Annotated in this window: 17 protein-coding genes and 2 pseudogenes; 16 read left to right on the top strand and 3 right to left on the bottom strand. The window is 34.1% G+C overall.

What is annotated here, in order from left to right:
• Nucleotides 1–224: 224 nt before the first annotated feature.
• From ACFSC2_RS01405 to ACFSC2_RS01395, 3 genes and pseudogenes are all read right to left on the bottom strand, one after another.
• Nucleotides 225–1,220 carry an NAD(P)H-dependent glycerol-3-phosphate dehydrogenase gene (locus ACFSC2_RS01405; protein ID WP_379817465.1) on the bottom strand — a complete coding sequence of 332 codons (996 nt, stop codon included), beginning with the start codon at nt 1,218–1,220 and terminating at the stop codon, nt 225–227.
• Nucleotides 1,221–1,567: 347 nt separating this feature from the next.
• Nucleotides 1,568–2,724: pseudogene (locus tag ACFSC2_RS01400) on the bottom strand (iron-containing alcohol dehydrogenase).
• Between the two features lie 101 nt (nt 2,725–2,825).
• On the bottom strand, nt 2,826–3,587 hold the full coding sequence (locus ACFSC2_RS01395; protein WP_379817463.1) for a type 1 glutamine amidotransferase domain-containing protein: 762 nt from the start codon (nt 3,585–3,587) through the stop codon (nt 2,826–2,828).
• An 85-nt stretch (nt 3,588–3,672) separates the two neighbouring features.
• On the opposite strand from ACFSC2_RS01395, the gene ACFSC2_RS01390 reads away from it, so the two are divergent.
• The 16 genes and pseudogenes from ACFSC2_RS01390 (at nt 3,673) to ACFSC2_RS01315 (ending at nt 16,753) form a co-directional block, all read left to right on the top strand.
• Nucleotides 3,673–4,578, top strand: a complete 906-nt coding sequence (locus ACFSC2_RS01390; RefSeq protein WP_379817461.1) for a LysR family transcriptional regulator — start codon at nt 3,673–3,675, stop codon at nt 4,576–4,578.
• Between the two features lie 102 nt (nt 4,579–4,680).
• The gene (locus ACFSC2_RS01385; protein WP_379817460.1) at nt 4,681–5,373 is read left to right on the top strand and encodes an NUDIX hydrolase; all 693 of its coding nucleotides are present in this window, start codon (nt 4,681–4,683) and stop codon (nt 5,371–5,373) included.
• Between the two features lie 74 nt (nt 5,374–5,447).
• Nucleotides 5,448–6,275: a ribose-phosphate diphosphokinase gene (prs, locus tag ACFSC2_RS01380; protein ID WP_379817459.1), complete on the top strand. Its 828-nt coding sequence runs from the start codon at nt 5,448–5,450 to the stop codon at nt 6,273–6,275.
• Nucleotides 6,272–7,090, top strand: coding sequence for a TIGR02452 family protein (locus ACFSC2_RS01375; protein WP_379817458.1), 819 nt, complete (start codon nt 6,272–6,274; stop codon nt 7,088–7,090). The genes prs and ACFSC2_RS01375 overlap by 4 nt, the downstream gene beginning before the upstream one ends.
• Before the next feature lie 171 nt (nt 7,091–7,261).
• Nucleotides 7,262–8,101: an ADP-ribosylglycohydrolase family protein gene (locus ACFSC2_RS01370; protein ID WP_379817457.1), complete on the top strand. Its 840-nt coding sequence runs from the start codon at nt 7,262–7,264 to the stop codon at nt 8,099–8,101.
• A gap of 143 nt (nt 8,102–8,244) precedes the next feature.
• On the top strand, nt 8,245–8,580 hold the full coding sequence (locus tag ACFSC2_RS01365; RefSeq protein ID WP_379817456.1) for a hypothetical protein: 336 nt from the start codon (nt 8,245–8,247) through the stop codon (nt 8,578–8,580).
• Nucleotides 8,581–8,582: 2 nt separating this feature from the next.
• Nucleotides 8,583–9,452, top strand: coding sequence for a hypothetical protein (locus ACFSC2_RS01360; RefSeq protein WP_379817455.1), 870 nt, complete (start codon nt 8,583–8,585; stop codon nt 9,450–9,452).
• Nucleotides 9,453–9,607: 155 nt separating this feature from the next.
• Entirely contained in the window at nt 9,608–10,690 is a 1,083-nt protein-coding gene (locus ACFSC2_RS01355) for an adenylosuccinate synthetase (protein ID WP_379817454.1), read from the top strand.
• Between the two features lie 9 nt (nt 10,691–10,699).
• Nucleotides 10,700–11,226, top strand: a pseudogene (locus ACFSC2_RS01350) (NADAR family protein).
• Between the two features lie 7 nt (nt 11,227–11,233).
• A complete protein-coding gene (locus ACFSC2_RS01345) occupies nt 11,234–11,647 on the top strand; it encodes an ADP-ribosylation/crystallin J1 (protein WP_379817453.1) in 414 nt (137 codons plus the stop codon).
• Nucleotides 11,644–13,122 carry an O-acetyl-ADP-ribose deacetylase gene (locus ACFSC2_RS01340; RefSeq protein WP_379817452.1) on the top strand — a complete coding sequence of 493 codons (1,479 nt, stop codon included), beginning with the start codon at nt 11,644–11,646 and terminating at the stop codon, nt 13,120–13,122. Before ACFSC2_RS01345 ends, ACFSC2_RS01340 begins: the two co-directional genes overlap by 4 nt.
• An 83-nt stretch (nt 13,123–13,205) precedes the next feature.
• The gene (locus tag ACFSC2_RS01335; protein ID WP_379817451.1) at nt 13,206–13,847 is read left to right on the top strand and encodes a DUF4291 domain-containing protein; all 642 of its coding nucleotides are present in this window, start codon (nt 13,206–13,208) and stop codon (nt 13,845–13,847) included.
• A 48-nt stretch (nt 13,848–13,895) separates the two neighbouring features.
• On the top strand, nt 13,896–14,450 hold the full coding sequence (locus ACFSC2_RS01330; RefSeq protein ID WP_379817450.1) for an RNA 2'-phosphotransferase: 555 nt from the start codon (nt 13,896–13,898) through the stop codon (nt 14,448–14,450).
• Nucleotides 14,451–14,512: 62 nt separating this feature from the next.
• A complete protein-coding gene (locus tag ACFSC2_RS01325; protein WP_379817449.1) occupies nt 14,513–15,073 on the top strand; it encodes a 2OG-Fe(II) oxygenase in 561 nt (186 codons plus the stop codon).
• Between the two features lie 3 nt (nt 15,074–15,076).
• Nucleotides 15,077–15,808, top strand: coding sequence for a metallophosphoesterase family protein (locus ACFSC2_RS01320; RefSeq protein ID WP_379817448.1), 732 nt, complete (start codon nt 15,077–15,079; stop codon nt 15,806–15,808).
• Between the two features lie 3 nt (nt 15,809–15,811).
• Nucleotides 15,812–16,753, top strand: coding sequence for an ADP-ribosylglycohydrolase family protein (locus tag ACFSC2_RS01315; RefSeq protein ID WP_379817447.1), 942 nt, complete (start codon nt 15,812–15,814; stop codon nt 16,751–16,753).
• Nucleotides 16,754–16,755 lie beyond the last annotated feature (2 nt).

Below are 16,755 nucleotides of genomic sequence, written 5' to 3'. Positions count from 1 at the left end.
GTTGAAAAACAATCAAATGGCTTTTTTGCTATTTTGTAAGATTAGAATATTAACTTTTTTTTCACAAGATGTAGGTTTGATGTATTTTGAAGTAAAATATTTCTCGTTAAATCATTTGTTTTTTTATGAATGATCAATTTAAAATGAACTTTAAACAAAAAAAGAGCCGGAAATAACTCCGACTCTTTTCTCTATTTTTCTTTATTCTATTCTCTTAAAAAATCTTAATCCAAAGATTCTGTTAATTTTCTAAAGACAGATTTAGCATCTTTTCCATCGTATAAAACAGCATAAACCGCATCGATAATTGGCGTTTTGGCACCGTAACCTTGATTTAGTTTATAAGCACTTTTTGTTGCATAATAACCTTCGGCCACCATGCTCATTTCCATCATCGCACTTTTTACGGTATAGCCTTTTCCAATCATATTTCCGAACATTCTGTTTCTCGAGAAAACTGAATATCCCGTAACCAATAAATCGCCCAGATAAGCCGAATCATTAATGTTACGTTTCATTTTATGCACTTTTCTGATGAATTTTTTCATTTCACGAATAGCGTTACTCATCAGAACGGATTGAAAGTTGTCACCATAACCTAATCCGTGTGCAATTCCGGCAGCGATAGAGTAGATGTTTTTCAACATGGCCGCATATTCTGTACCGATAATATCATCTGAAATTTTGGCTTTGATATAATTTCCAGAAAGTGTTTTTGCCACGATAGAAGCTTTTTCTGGATCGCCGCAGGCAATTGTTAAATAAGAAAGTCTTTCTAACGCAACCTCTTCGGCGTGACAAGGTCCTGTAATAACCCCGATATTGTAGTATGGAATGTCGTATTGAATGTGAAAATGTTCGCCAACGATTAAACTCGTTTCTGGAACAATTCCTTTGATCGCAGAAAAAATAATTTTATCCGCTAAAGAAACAGTTAGATTTTTAAGTTCAGCATCTAAAAACGCAGACGGAATCGCAAAAATGATGTAATCTGCATAAGCTACTGCTTCATTAATATTATTAGTTAATTTAAGTTTGTTAATGTCAAATTCAACAGAACTCAAATAGTTTGGATTGTGTTTGTATTTCTGAATGTGCTCGATTGCAGCATCATTACGCATGTACCACGAAATTTCGGAAAGATTTACACATAACATTTTTGCAATTGCCGTTGCCCAGCTTCCTCCACCAATCACTGCAAATTTTAAATTTTCGCTCATTATTTTAATAATTTAAAACAAAAGTACTTAATAATGTGCTAATAAAGCAAAACCTCATTTAAGAATTTTTAAAAAGTCCTTTAATTACAATGAGTTTCAAGAGTTTCAAAAAAAATGAAATTTTTTTCGCACTTCACACAATAAATATTTTCCCCTTACGTTATTGATTTTGTACATTAAAAAATTTTAATGTTGACAAAAACTCAGTTAGTTAGTTTTGTTTTAGTATTATTAAAAAGGCGTTCTATAGTAGTATGAACGCCTTTTTTTTATAAAAATTCTAATTTTTTCTCAAATCCCAATCTCAGAATATAGTCGGAATTTGGAATTTTCAAATTGTAATTTCATTAATAAGAAAGTTCAACAATAGCTTTTACTTTATCTAAAGTTACCAATTGCTTTTCGCCAAGACCTCTCCAATTTCTTTCTTCGAAACGATTTACAATAAAATCAGCAGTTTTTGAATAATCTTCTGTGTATTGCGAAAGTTTCGTATCCATTCCCATTGTATGGAAAAACTCAACTGTTTTGTTGATCGCTTCTTTTGCAACTTCGTCATCAGAACCGGTTAGGTTGAAAATTCTTCTTCCGTATTGTGCCAGTTTTCCTTTTTTAGTTTCAAACATTACCGTATACAAACTTGGTCCGATAATCGCCAAAGTTCTAGCGTGGTCAATTTCGTAAAGTGCTGTTAATTCGTGACCAATCATATGCGTAGCCCAATCGCTTGGAACGCCTTTTTGAATCAATCCGTTTAAAGCCATTGTACAGCTCCACATAAAGTTGGAAGCCAAAGTATAATCGGTTGGATTTTGCACAATTCCTGGGCCAACTTCAATTAAAGTCTGTAGAATACCTTCGGCAATTCTATCTTGCAAAAACGCATCGTGAGGATACGTTAAATACTGCTCCATAACGTGTGTATAAGCATCTACAACACCATTTTCGATTTGTCTTTTTGGTAAAGAAGCAATAACTGTCGGGTCGCAAATTGAGAATTGAGGAAATAAAGCGCTTCCGCCAGAAGATAATTTTTCCTGAGTCGCTTCAATCGTTACAACGTATCCAGAATTCATTTCGCTTCCTGTTGCCGGAAGTGTCAAAACAGTTCCAAAAGGCATTGCATTTTCTTTAATCAAAATACGTTTCTGCAAAATATCGATTGGATTTCCGTCAAAATTAACGGCTCCCGAAATAAATTTCACACCATCAATTACAGATCCGCCGCCGACAGCCAGAATAAAATCGATTTTTTCTGCTTTAATAACATCAACAGCTTTCATTAAAGTTTCAAATCTTGGATTTGGTTCGATACCGCCAAATTCCACAATATCAAAACCTTTTAAAGCATTAATACCTGATCGTAAATTCCGTTTTTAAAGATACTTCCGCCGCCGTAAGCCAATAATATTTTAGCATTTTTTGGAACTAAAGTCGAAAGTTTTTCAATTTGTCCTTTTCCGAAGATTAAATTCGTCGGATTGTATAATTCAAAGTTGAGCATGATTTTTTTTATTTAGGTACATAGGTACATAGGAACAAAGTTACAAAGGCTCAAAGCTTTCTTATCTTTGTGGCTTTGAACCTTTGTTCCTACATTATTAATTAATTCAATTTTTTCAATAATTTTCCAGCTACCAATTTAGATGATGCTGGATTTTGACCTGTAATTAAAAGTCCGTCTTCTACTGCGTAAGGCGCCCAGTTTGGTCCTTTAGAGAAAACTCCTCCGTTTGATGCTAAAGCGTCTTCTAACAAAAACGGAACTACTTTCGTTAAGCCAACCGCTTCTTCTTCGTCATTAGTAAAACCAGTTATTTTTTTGCCTTTCACTAAATATTCACCTTTTACTTTTACGTTTTTCAAAACTGCTGGAGCGTGACAAACAAAAGCAACGGGTTTGTTGTGTGTGTAAAACGATTCGATTAAAGCAATTGAACTTCTATCTTCAACTAAATCCCAAAGCGGACCGTGACCTCCTGGATAAAAAACAGCATCATAATCTTTTTGGTTAACTGTTGAAAGTTTTAAAGTGTTTTTTAATTTTTCCTGTAAAACTTTATCAGCGTCAAAACGTTTGGTGTCTTCAGTTGCCGATGCAGGATCAGCACTTTTCGGATCAATTGGCGGTTGTCCTCCAAGTGGAGATGCAATTGTAATTTCAACGCCTTGATCTAATAATTCATAATAAGGTGCAGCAAATTCTTCTGACCAAAATCCTGTTTTTTCTCCTGTGTTGCCCAGTTTATCGTTGCTGGTTACAACAAATAATACTTTTTTCATTCCTTTTTTATTTGATTTTTGAGCCAAAGCCGAAGTGCTTACGGCTGTAAATGCAATTATTGCGAGTAATGCTATTTTCTTCATAAGATTAAATTTTGAACAAATTTACAGCTTATGTGATATCAGTAAAAATAAAATAAACTATGTTTGTTATAAACAAATTTATATCATGGTAAATCTAGAATGGTACAGAACATTTAAGGCGGTTTATAAAAATGGTAATTTTTCGGTCGCTGCAAAAGAGCTGTTTATGAGTCAGCCTGCCGTCAGTCAGCAGATATCAATGCTCGAAGCTCACGTTGGGAATAAGTTATTCAATCGAAAATCTAAAGGAGTAGAACCAACCGAGTACGCTAAGTTACTGAATAATTTGATAATAGATGCGCTTGATCGTCTTGAAAGCGTAGAAACAGGTTTTCGGGCAAAGGCAGAAGATGCGAACCGATTGATTTCTGTCGGAATCTCCAAACATCTTTTTGACTGCGTTGGAAATCTCTTGATTTCAAAATTCGATTTAATCGATTTTACATTTGCAGAAAACGACGAACTTTTTGCATTGGTCGATGCTAAAAAACTGGATTTTGCTATTACCACCAAAAGGTTTGACACTTTTGATACTACTTACGAAATCGTCGGCAAAATTAAACTGATTATGGTTGCGCCAGCAAATTTAGATATAACAGAATTCCGCCAAAGATTAAAAGCAGATAATTATACCGAAATAGAAAAGTGGCTCAACGAACAAAAATGGTACAGCCATGATGCGCGTATTCCGCATATCAAATTATTCTGGCTCCATGCTTTTAATAAAAAAAGACCGTCGATGGTTCCTAATTATATTATTCCTTCTGAATCTGAAATGCTTCGGCTTTTAGCTAAAAATGAAGGTGTGGCGGTAACGTGGAATTGTAACGCGAGAAATTACATTAAAGAAAATAAACTACAGCTGGTATGGAACAGTTTTCACGTTCCAGAAGAATTTGTGTATTTGCTAGCGCCAAAAAACAATAATGTCAAATCAATTTTTGATGTAATAGAGAAAGAGCTGAAATTGTTTTTTGGTAATAGATTATAGAATTTTTAGCCACTAATTGCACTAAATTTTTACGAATTAATTTTAGATATTCTAAAGAAAAAACTAGTGAAAATCGTGGCCAATCATATAAGTATTAAGATTATGGAAAATCTGCAAAATATTAGAGTTGCGGTTGACGCTATTGTTTTTGGATATCAAAACAGTCAGCTGTATGTACTTTTAATTCAGCAAAAATTCGGTTCTGCTAACTCTTATTGGGCTTTGCCTGGTGGATTAGTAAAAAATGATGAACCTTTAAAAGATGCTGTAAAACGAGAGCTGAAAGAAGAAACCAATGTTGATGTTGATTATTTTGAACAGCTGTTTACGTTTGGAGATAATGTCGAAAGAGATCCGAGAAACCGCGTTGTTTCTGTGGCGTATTTTGCTTTAGTCGATCCTTCGAAATTAGAAATCAAAGCCGATTCGGATGCCGAAAAAGTACAATGGTTTAAAATAAATGAAGTTCCAAAATTGGCATTCGATCATAATATAATTCTCAAACAAGCAGTTGAACGCCTAAAAGCAAAGCTTACTTATGAGCCTATTGGTTTTGATCTGCTTCCAAAAGAATTCCTTTTTTCGGAACTCGAAAACCTTTATTGCACTATTTTAGAGAAAGAAATCGAACGCAGAAACTTCCGAAAAAAAATACTCAGTTTCGGAATTGTTGAAGAAACAGAAAATTATTCTCCAATAAAAACAGGTCGTCCAGCTAAATTATTTTGCTTTAATAAATTGAAATATAATGAATTAGCTAAAGAAGGCTTTCACTTCGAAATAAAGTTTGCGTAATTTTTACACAAAATAAATTGTTTATCTAAAATTAATTTCTACATTTGCGTATAATTAACGCAAACCTAAAAACTATGATACTAAATCTCGACCCAAAATTCGCTCCTTTTCAAAATCAGGAAGAAATCAAATTTCAAAGTTTTACTTTCTCTGGAGGAGAACCGCACATCAAAATTGTTCCAGATTTTGATCCAAACAGAAAAGTAACTATTACACATAGATTGAATTCATTCAACGATTTAGGATTATTGTGCGTAACAGTTGATGCGCTTCGCAGAATGGATGTAAAAATGATCGAATTGTTTATTCCGTATTTTCCGGCTGCAAGACAAGATCGTGTTATGATTCCGGGAGAACCGTTGTCTGTAAAAGTGTATGCTGACATTATCAACGCCATGCAGTTGAATAAAGTTTATGTTTTTGATGCGCATTCTGAAGTGACTCCAGCGCTTTTAAATAACAGTACAGTAATTCCGAACTACACTTTTATTAAAGAAGTTATCAATAGAATTGGCAGTGATGTAAAATTGATTTCTCCAGACGGAGGTGCTTTAAAGAAAATCTACAAAGTATCTGAGTTTTTAGGTGGTGTTGAGGTTGTAGAATGTAGTAAAAGCCGTGATGTAAAAACGGGAAAACTATCTGGTTTTAAAGTTTACAATGATGATTTGGAAGGAATGGATTGTTTAATTGTAGACGATATCTGTGACGGAGGAGGGACCTTCGTAGGATTAGCGGAAGAACTAAAAAAGAAAAACGCCGGAAAATTATACTTAGCAGTAAGCCACGGGATTTTCAATAAAGGTTTTGAAGTTTTAAATTGCTTCGACGGAATTTTTACAACCAACTCTTTTAAAGATTTTGAAGGAGAAAACGTCGGGGTTGTAAAATTAGAATTATGAATAAAAATTATAGAGTAGAAATAGCAAATAAAACCTTAGAAATCATTAAAAATGGTTTTTATGAGTACAAAGGAAAAAAGATAGTCATAGAGCGAGAGCTCGAAGAATCTAAAAAAAATACGTTCACCATTGCACCAAACGATTGGGATGCAATCTTAAAAATGCCGATTGAAAATAAGTTTGAAACAGCATTTGTAACAAAAAACTGTTCGACAATTGAAGCTGTTGTTGAAGAGGAAAATGGCAAAATTGGAGTTTTGAATTTCGCTTCAGCGAAAAATCCAGGAGGCGGATTTCTAGGCGGTGCTTCGGCTCAGGAAGAAAGTCTGGCAAGATCATCCAATCTTTATGAAACGCAGATTAAAGACAATACAATGTATGATTTTAATAGAAATCAGTCTTCGTTTTTATATTCAGATTACATGATTTACAGTCCGAATGTTTTGTTTTGGAATGATGATAATGGAAATTATTTTGAAAAACCATTTGTTGTAGATGTGATTACAGCACCAGCGCCAAACAAAGGAGCGATGATACAGCATGACAGAACAGAAGAAATTGCTGCGACAGAAAAAGTTTTCAAAGCAAGAATGGATAAAGTATTAGCAATTGCTGCGAAACAAAATATTGAAACATTGATTTTGGGAGCTTGGGGCTGTGGTGTTTTTAGAAACGAACCCAAAGATGTAGCACTTCTATTTAAAGAAATTATTGCAGAAAAATATACTGGCGCTTTCAAAAAAATAGTTTTTGCTATATACAGTGGTTCTGATAAAAAACCAAATTTTAAGATTTTTGAAGAAGCTTTTTTATAGTTTCAAGTTTCAGGTTTCATGTTATTTCAGAGAACTTGAAACTTGAAACAAAGAAAACCTGAAATAAAAAAGAACTATTAACCGTTCCAAGTTTAAAAACCAATTTTAAGTTCATCATGACAACTTGAAACTTGAAACCTGAAACTTGAAACAAAAAATAAAAGCCAAAAAATGATACTAGAAGCCGCAATAGGAGATGCATACGGTGCAGGATTTGAATTTCAGGGGTTAGATTATATCATTAAAAACAATGATTTAACCCAATATCATAAACACGGAATGTATACTGAAATCTACAAAAGATATACAGATGATACACAAATGGCCATTGCAATCGCCGAACTTTTATTAGAAGATGATAATTGGAATGAAGTAAAAGTAGCCGATAAGTTTGTAGAAGTTTTTCACAGAGATAAAAGAAGAGGTTATTCCGACCGCGTTTACAATGCATTAGATGCCAGCAAAAACGGAAGTGATTTTTTAAAAATAATCGATAACAGAAGCAGCGGTAACGGATCTGCGATGCGCGCATACTCAATCGGATTGCTGAAAGATATTCCTCAAATACTTGATTTCTGTGAGATTCAGGCCAAAACATCTCACAATACGGCAGAAGGTATCAGTTGTGCTAAAAGAATTGCTTTAGCGGTTCATTTTTACAAATATCAACTAGGAGATAAAAGTTCGTTAATCGATTTTATAAACGATACTTTAAAAGAAAAAGAAATCTATAAAGTAACATCCCCAATCGATATGCACGGTTATTTTACCACGCAGGCTGTTATCAAAATCGTTTCTGAAGCCGATTCTATGAAAGATTGTTTGAAAAAAGGAATTGATTTTGGCGGAGATACAGATACTGTTGCAGCGTTGTGTATGGCGATATTAAGTCAGAAAGAAAATTGTGAAAAAACACTGCCAAGTTTTTTATACGATGAATTAGAAAACGGCAGTTATGGAAAAGATTTCCTTATCAATTTAGATCTTAAATTAACGGAGAAGTTTGAATAAGATTAAAAAGTTTCAAGTTGATTTTGAGAATCTGAAAAAAAATCTATTAACCGTTTCAGGTAAAAACCAAATTTCAAGTTCAGTGTAAACCTGAAACTTGAAACAAGAAAAACCTGAAACAAAATTAAAACAACCAAAAAACAATGAGCGACGATTTAAAACCAAGATTTATTGAGTCTTTAAGAAGAAACAATGATCAGATTAGAGAAGACAGAGCCAAAACAATTGGTGAAGATTCTGAATTAATTTACAGAAGAAGAGTCGAAGATATCGAATTAAAAATCAAAAGACTCGAAAGAGAACAAGAAGGATTGATTGACATTAGTCCGCTGGATAGAAATAGTTTGACATTTGCCGATTTTCAGCCAGAAGCTTTCGTTCAGAAAGACATGGAACTTTCGCTGACGATCAGAAATTTAAACATCCAGTTTGAAGTTACAAAAAAGAGATTTGAATATTTATTTGGTAAAACATTTTAGTTATGGGAGGTACAAGATATGATTTCGGAGCTCGCGAAAGCAGAGCAAAAAAAGTAGGTTATGCCAGCAAATCAGCTGCAGAAATATTTACACAAAACGCATTACATGTGGCTCATGAATCTATGAATCCAAACGGAGTGCTTTTTAGAGAAGCAAGAGATTCTGATGTTCATCCAAATACAGTTCCGATTATTTTAGGATTGGACGTTACGGGAAGTATGGGACATATTCCACACGAGTTGATTAAGGAAGGATTACCTAAATTAATGGGTGGCATTATTCAGGGAGGTGTTCCAGATCCAGCACTTTTATTCTTAGGAATAGGAGATCACGAATGCGACAGATTTCCGCTTCAAGTGGGACAGTTTGAATCTGGTGACGAAGAATTGGACATGTGGTTAACAAGAACGTACATCGAAGGCGGAGGTGGAGGAAATGCAGGCGAAAGTTATCTTTTAGCCTGGTATTTCGCAGCATTTCATACCAAAACCGATGCTTTCGAAAAAAGAGGTCAAAAAGGATTGTTGTTTACAGTGGGTGATGAACCAGGTTTGAAAACACTTCCAGCTTCAGCAATTAAAGAAATTATGGGGCAGGGACAACAGACTTATACACATCTTGAATTATTAGCAGAAGCGCAAAAAAGATACGATGTATATCACATTAGTGTGTTGCATTCAGGACAAGCGATCAATGCCGATGTAGAATGGAAAGAATTATTGGGACAAAATTGTTTATCTATCGAAGATCACAGGGAAATTCCAAACGTAATCAAAAAGATCATCTGTGATAAACATAAAAGTTCTGGGTTAGGAACGATACCAGCTTCTGATACAATAAGTACAGGTTTAGATAATATAGAAATGCTTTAAAATTAGCGACTTAGCGAGATTAGAGCATGAAGTTTTTTTGTCTCAGCAATGAAATTTGCTCGCAAAGTCGCAGAGGCGCAAAGATTTTTAATTGGATTGTTTTAAATAAAAACTTTGCGATTTAGCGACTTTGCGAGATTAAAATAACAACAAAAATGAAAACAGCGAAAATAGTTATAGGTTTAGGATTTGGAGATGAAGGAAAAGGCATAACAACAGATTTTCTGGCAAAACAAAACCCTGAATCTATAGTTATTCGCTTTTCGGGAGGACAACAAGCCGCACACACGGTTATGATCGATGATAGAAAACATGTGCATTCGAGTTTTGCAAGCGGTGCACTTCGCGGACTTTCGTCTTATTACAGCGAGCATTGCACGATTCATCCGCTTTTTCTTTATAACGAAAGAGAAGAATTAAAAGAAAAAAATGCTAATCTGGATTTGTATATTCATCCTCTAGCAAAAGTTACAACTCCTTTTGATGTCTGGCACAACAGAGGAAATGTGCGAAACATCGAAAACGGAACCTGTGGAAAAGGCATTGGTTCAACGATGAAAAGAAACGAAGGTCCGTACAAATTGTTTGCCATCGATTTGATTGCGCCTCGCGAAATGCTTTTAGAAAAACTAAATCAGATTGCTTATTACTATGGTTTTTTAAATGAAAGTGAATTAGACGAAGCAGTCCAGCAATATCTGGAAGCAATCGATAAAATAAAATGGAATATTGTCGATTACAGTTTTCTTTCAAAATACGAAAATCTAATTTTTGAAGGAAGTCAGGGAATTCTACTCGACATGGATCACGGTGTTTTTCCGAATGTAACGTATGCCAATACCACTTCAAAAAATGCGATTGAAATATGCAATAAACTAAAGATTGAAGAGGTAGCCATTTATTACGTAACCCGAAGTTATTCAACCCGACACGGACACGGTTGGATGGCGAATGAAGGAGAAATTAAATTAAAAAACAACGGAGAAGAAACCTGTGTTTTTAACGAGTACCAAAAACATTTACGTTTTGGATCTCTCGATTATAATTTGTTGAATTACGCTCTAAAACTCGATGCAGCATACAGCCCAATGGTAAAACGAAATTTGGTTGTAACCTGTATGGATCAGCTGGAGCAGGATTATGAGTTCGAAAATCTCACAACAACATTCAATGAAATCTACGGATCATTTTCACCAGATTCAAAAGATTTCAAAAACATAACTTCTTTATACCAATAAATAGAAAAAATGAAATACAATATAGATACTATAGCTCCAGAAAGTAAATTTTTATTTTTCTGGGGACATCAGCCAAGTAATGACGGTACGATTACCAAAACCTGTTTCAGCCAATGGTGGTTAAGTTCTTTTGAAGTAGAAAATGTTACTTACAAAACAGCTGAACACTGGATGATGGCTAAGAAAGCAGAATTATTCAAAGATCAGGAAATTTTAGAAAAAATCATAAAGTGTAATTCTCCAGCCGAAGCTAAGAAATTAGGCAGAAAAGTTAGAAATTATGATGACAAAATCTGGTTAGAAAACCGATTTCAAATTGTAAAGCAAGGAAACTATCATAAGTTCAGTCAAAATCAAGACTTAAAAGAATTTTTAGTTAATACATACAATCGAGTTATTGTCGAAGCAAGTCCGGTAGATCCAATCTGGGGAATAGGGATGGCAGGAGATCACAAAGACGCTTTAAATCCTGAAAAATGGAAAGGATAAATTTATTAGGTTTTGCTTTGATGGAAGTTCGAGATGAATTGAGATAAATGAATTATGGAAACAACAAAATTATATCGCCCTGTTGGATTAAAAGAAATGGAATTAATCGCGGAGTTGGATTACAATGCATTTCCGCCAAGATTAGAATGGCAGCCTATTTTTTATCCAGTAACGAATCAGCAATACGCAGAACAGATTGCCTTTGAATGGAATACTGTTGATGAGTTTTCGGGATTTATTGGAATTGTAACTGCTTTTGAAGTTAACTCAGATTTTTTGAAAAAGTATGAAATTCAGAATGTCGGCGATAAAAACCATAATGAACTTTGGATTCCGTCAGAAGATTTGAATGAATTTAATTTTAATATAGTTGATGGTATTCAAATCGTAAATGTTTACTTCACAGATCGTTCTTTGGTAAGCGAAAACAAAGGACTTAAGGACAAACTCGATAGTTTTAGAAAATGATTATAGAAATCATTAAAGGCGATATAACACAAATAAAAGCTGATGCAATTGTAAATGCGGCGAATACTTCTTTGCTTGGAGGCGGTGGTGTTGATGGAGCGATTCATCGAAAAGGAGGAAAAGCAATTTTAGACGAATGTATTCAAATCCGTAACAAGCAAGGAGGTTGTAAAACAGGTGAGGCTGTCATAACAACAGCGGGAAATCTTCCTTCAAAATATGTTATTCATACGGTTGGGCCTTTTTGGAAGAATGGAAAAAGTTTGGAAGTAGAATTATTGCAAAACTGTTATTTGAGTACTTTAGAATTGGCAGTACGAAATGATGTTAAAACAATTGCTTTTCCAAACATAAGTACAGGGATTTATAAATTTCCAAAAAAGTTAGCAGCAGAAATTGCATTGGATATTGTTGATCGATTTGAAAATAAAGAGCAAATTGATAAAATTATTTTTGTTTGTTTTGATGATGAAAATTTCAAAATTTATAATGACATAATAGATGGTGATTTTGAATACGAAGTAAAATCGGGTTTGTTTGGTCTTGCAATTGGAGATGCTCTGGGAGTTCCAGTAGAATTTGAATCTAGAGATTATTTAACGAAAAACCCAGTTACAGAAATGTTGGGTTTTGGAACTCATCATCAGCCAGTCGGAACCTGGAGCGACGATAGTTCACTAGCTTTTTGTCTGGCAGAAAGTTTATGTTCAGGTTATGATTTGAATGATATTGCTAAGAATTTTGTCAAATGGTTTAGTGGAGATTTATGGACTCCGCACGGAAAAGTTTTTGATATCGGAATTGCAACCCGCCATGCCATTCATAATATAGCAAAAGGATATGAGCCAGATTTATGCGGTGGTGTTTCTGAAAGTGATAACGGAAATGGATCTTTAATGAGAATTCTGCCTTTGGTTTTTCACCTTCAACATGAAACGGATGTAGAGGTTATTTTCAAAAAAGTAAAAGAAGTATCTTCAATTACGCATGCGCATTTTAGATCTGTATTTGCTTGTTTTATTTATGTTGTTTATTGTTTAGAAATTTTGAAACAGAAAGATAAAATCAAATCGTACAAAAAAATGCAGGATGTTGTTTCTAAGTTTTTAGAGAATAAAAATTTTAATCCTGAAGAAATTAATCTGTTTGATAGAATTTTAAGAAATGATATCTCAAAATATCCAGAAACTAATATTCATTCTTCAGGATATGTTTTGGACAGTTTGCAAGCGAGTTTTTGGTGTTTTCTAAATTTCAATACTTACGAAGGAACGGTTTTAAAAGCAGTGAATTTAGGTGAAGACACCGATACAACTGGGGCAATTGCTGGCGGATTAGCAGGACTGTATTACGGATTTGATGCCATTCCTCAAAAATGGATTGAGGTATTAGCAAGAAAAAATGACATTGATGATTTATGCGAAAGATTTTCATCAAATTTGAAAACAGAAAGAAAAAATAGGAGTCATCATTAAAGATTTTTAAACAATAAAAGCATAAACCATAGAGTATGCTTTACTGTTTTAAACGCAATTAAAAATATGGTGTACTAATAAAAATGAAAATAGAATTAAAAAGATATAACGAGCAATTAAATGAATGGCCGAAATCAGGTTATCATATAATGGCGCAGTATGACGATGAAAAAATAATAGTGTATCAGTCATATCGAAAAGAAATAGGTGATTTTGCCGTAAAGAATCAGTTTTTTGGCGGGGCTTTCAGTTTGGATAGAATGACTTGGATAAAACCAAATTTTCTCTGGATGATGTACAGAAACGGATGGGGAACAAAAGAAGGTCAGGAAGTAGTTTTGGCAATTCATCTGAAAAGAGATGCATTCGAAAAATACCTTGAGAACGCAGTTTATTCATCTTATAGTTCCGATTTAGGAATTAGTAACGAAGAATGGCAGTCGCAGGTAAAATCATCTTCGGTGAGGTTGCAATGGGATCCCGATCACGATCCTTATGGAGGAAAATTAGAAAGAAGAGCCATTCAGATTGGTTTACGAAATGAATTTACAAGATCTTTTGCAAAAGAAGATATAGTGTTGATTGAAGACATTTCAAATTACGTAGCCGAACAATATCAGTTTGTTCAGAAAAGAGAATTAGAAAATTTGAACATTCCGGCAGAGAAACCATTTCTTTTTAAGAATGAAGAATTGAATAAAAAATTAAAGTTAGACAAGTTATAAATCCAAACATGTTCCATCGGAACATTTCATTGGTAGAAAAAAAATAAGATGAATGAAAATATAGCAAAGAGCGTCAGCAAGTTTTTAAGTCTGGTGCTCAGACATTCACCAGAAAAAATCGGATTAAAATTAGACGAAAACGGCTGGGCAGATGTTGAAGAATTAATTATAAAATGTAATAAAAAGGGAAGTTTGAATAAGATGACGACCGAACTTTTGGATTACGTTGTAGAAAATAACGATAAAAAACGTTTTGCTTATAATGAAGATAAAACCAAAATCCGTGCAAGTCAGGGACATTCTATTTCGGTAGAGCTAAATCTGGAAGAAACAGAACCTTTGGAATATTTGTATCACGGAACAGTTGGCAAATTCATGGAAAACATTCGAAAAGAAGGTTTGAAAAAAATGAGCCGCCAGCACGTGCATTTGAGTAAAGACAAAGAAACAGCGACAAAAGTGGGAAGCAGAAGAGGAATTCCGCAGATTTTAACCGTAAGAAGCGGCGCTATGCACAGAGACGGATATAAATTTTATTTATCTGAAAACAATGTCTGGCTGACAGATGAGGTTCCGGCAAAGTATATCGAATTTGCATCCTAACAAAAGATCTTCTTTCGAATAAGACTTTACAAAACTATTTAAGTAACCATAAATGTGTAATCATGATAGACATTATTAATGAAGAAATGGAAATTTATACCATCGATAATTTTCTAACGGTTGATGAGTGTAATAAGTTGATAGAAAAAAGCGAGCAGATAGGTTTTGAAGAAGCAGGAGTAAATGTTGACGGTGCACAAAAAATGATGAAAATGGTTCGCAATAACGAACGTATTTTATTTGAAGATCTTGAATATGCATCTCAATTATGGCAAAAATTGCAGTCTTATGTTAAACCTGAAATAGAAAATAGTAAAGCTGTTGGTTTAAACGAAATGTTCCGATTTTATAAATATAATCCAAGTCAGCGTTTTAAAATGCACCGAGACGGAAGTTTTAAACGAAATGAATCTGAATTTAGTTATTACACATTTATGATTTATTTGAATGATAAGTATGAAGGCGGTGAAACAAAATTTGCTTCGGGTGAAATTATTACACCCAAAACCGGAACAGCACTTATTTTTGAACACAGCCAGCGTCATGAAGGCGCGGCTTTGATTTCGGGAATTAAATATGTTTTGCGAAGTGACATTATGTATAAACTCAATAGTGATATTTAATTAATGAAAAGAACACTTGTTTTTGGTGATATTCATGGAGGTTTTAAAGCCTTGATTCAGTTATTGGAGAAAATTGATTTATCTGAAAATGACAGATTAATTTTCCTTGGCGATTATGTAGACGGCTGGAGCGAATCGGCACAGGTTATCGATTTTCTTATTGATTTAGCCCAAAAACAAGAATGTATTTTTATAAGAGGAAATCACGATGTCTGGTGTCACGAATGGCTTCAGAATAGTGTCGTAAACGAAATCTGGTTTATGCACGGCGGCGAATCAACCATAAAAAGTTATCAGAATATGGATCTTTCGCGAAAGCAGAAACATCTTGATTTCTTTATTAATATGAAAGATTACTTCGTCGATGAAAATAGCAATTTGTTCATTCACGCCGGATTCTCATCCATGCACGGACCAGAAAAAGAACATTATCAAAGCAATTTTTCTTGGGACAGAACACTTTGGGAAATGGCTTTGACGATGGATAAAAGAATTAAAAAAGATTCACTTTTATACCCAAAGAGATTGTTGCTTTTTAATGAAATTTATATCGGGCACACGCCAACAATTCATTACAATGTAGAAACTCCAATGCAAGGCTGCAATGTCTGGAATATTGATACAGGAGCAGGTTTTTACGGAAAACTTTCTTGTATGGATGTCGAATCAAAAAAGTTTTGGCAGAGCGATGTAGTGCAGACATTTTATCCAGATGAAAAAGGAAGAAACAAGTAACAAATGAAAAACACAATTAAATCTGGTTTATACGGTGTTGCCGTTGGTGACGCTTTAGGAGTTCCGGTTGAATTTAAAACAAGGGAATATTTAAAACAAAATCCTGTTACAGACATGATGGGATTTATGTGCTGGAATCAGCCGCCTGGAACATTTAGTGATGATAGTTCATTAGCTTTTTGCACTGCCGAAAGTTTATGCAGAGGTTTTGATATTGAAGATATGGCTCAGACTTTTGTAAAGTGGATGCTGGAAGGATATTGGGGGGCTCATCATAAAGTATTTGATATTGGCGGTACCACCAAACATTCTTTACTTCGTGTAGTAAAAGGAGAATCGGCGGCATTTTCGGGTAATTTTTTTGATGAGGATAACGGAAATGGTTCATTAATGCGTATTTTGCCTTTGGTTTTTTATCTTCAAAAAGAAAAAGATATTGAAATCATTTATAAGAAAGTCAAAGCAGTTTCATCCATAACGCATGCGCATTTCCGCTCAGCGTTTGCCTGTTTTATTTACATTGTTTTTTGTTTGGAAATTCTAAAAGATAAAGATAAATTCGAAGCTTATAAAGACATGCAAAATGTTCTTTCAAAGTTCTTGGAGAATAAAAGCTTCAATCCAGTCGAAATTCAGTTATTTGATAAAATTTTGAATAATGATATCTCGAAGTATGATGAAAGCGAAATTCAATCCTCGGGTTATGTGCTTCATAGCTTAGAAGCGAGTTTTTGGTGTTTTCTGAATTCCGATTCATATGAAGAAACAGTTTTAAGAGCAGTTAACTTAGGCGGAGACACCGATACAACTGGGGCAATTGCAGGAGGACTGGCAGGAATTTATTTTGGACTTGATGATATTCCGAAGAAATGGATTGACAAATTAGCAAGAACAAACGATATAAAAGATTTAGCAGAACGTTTATCAAATAAAATAATACTATAAAA

The sequence above is a fragment of the Flavobacterium artemisiae genome (assembly GCF_042678225.1).
Taxonomy (GTDB): domain Bacteria; phylum Bacteroidota; class Bacteroidia; order Flavobacteriales; family Flavobacteriaceae; genus Flavobacterium; species Flavobacterium artemisiae.
This window is presented reverse-complemented; position numbering and strand designations above follow the sequence as displayed.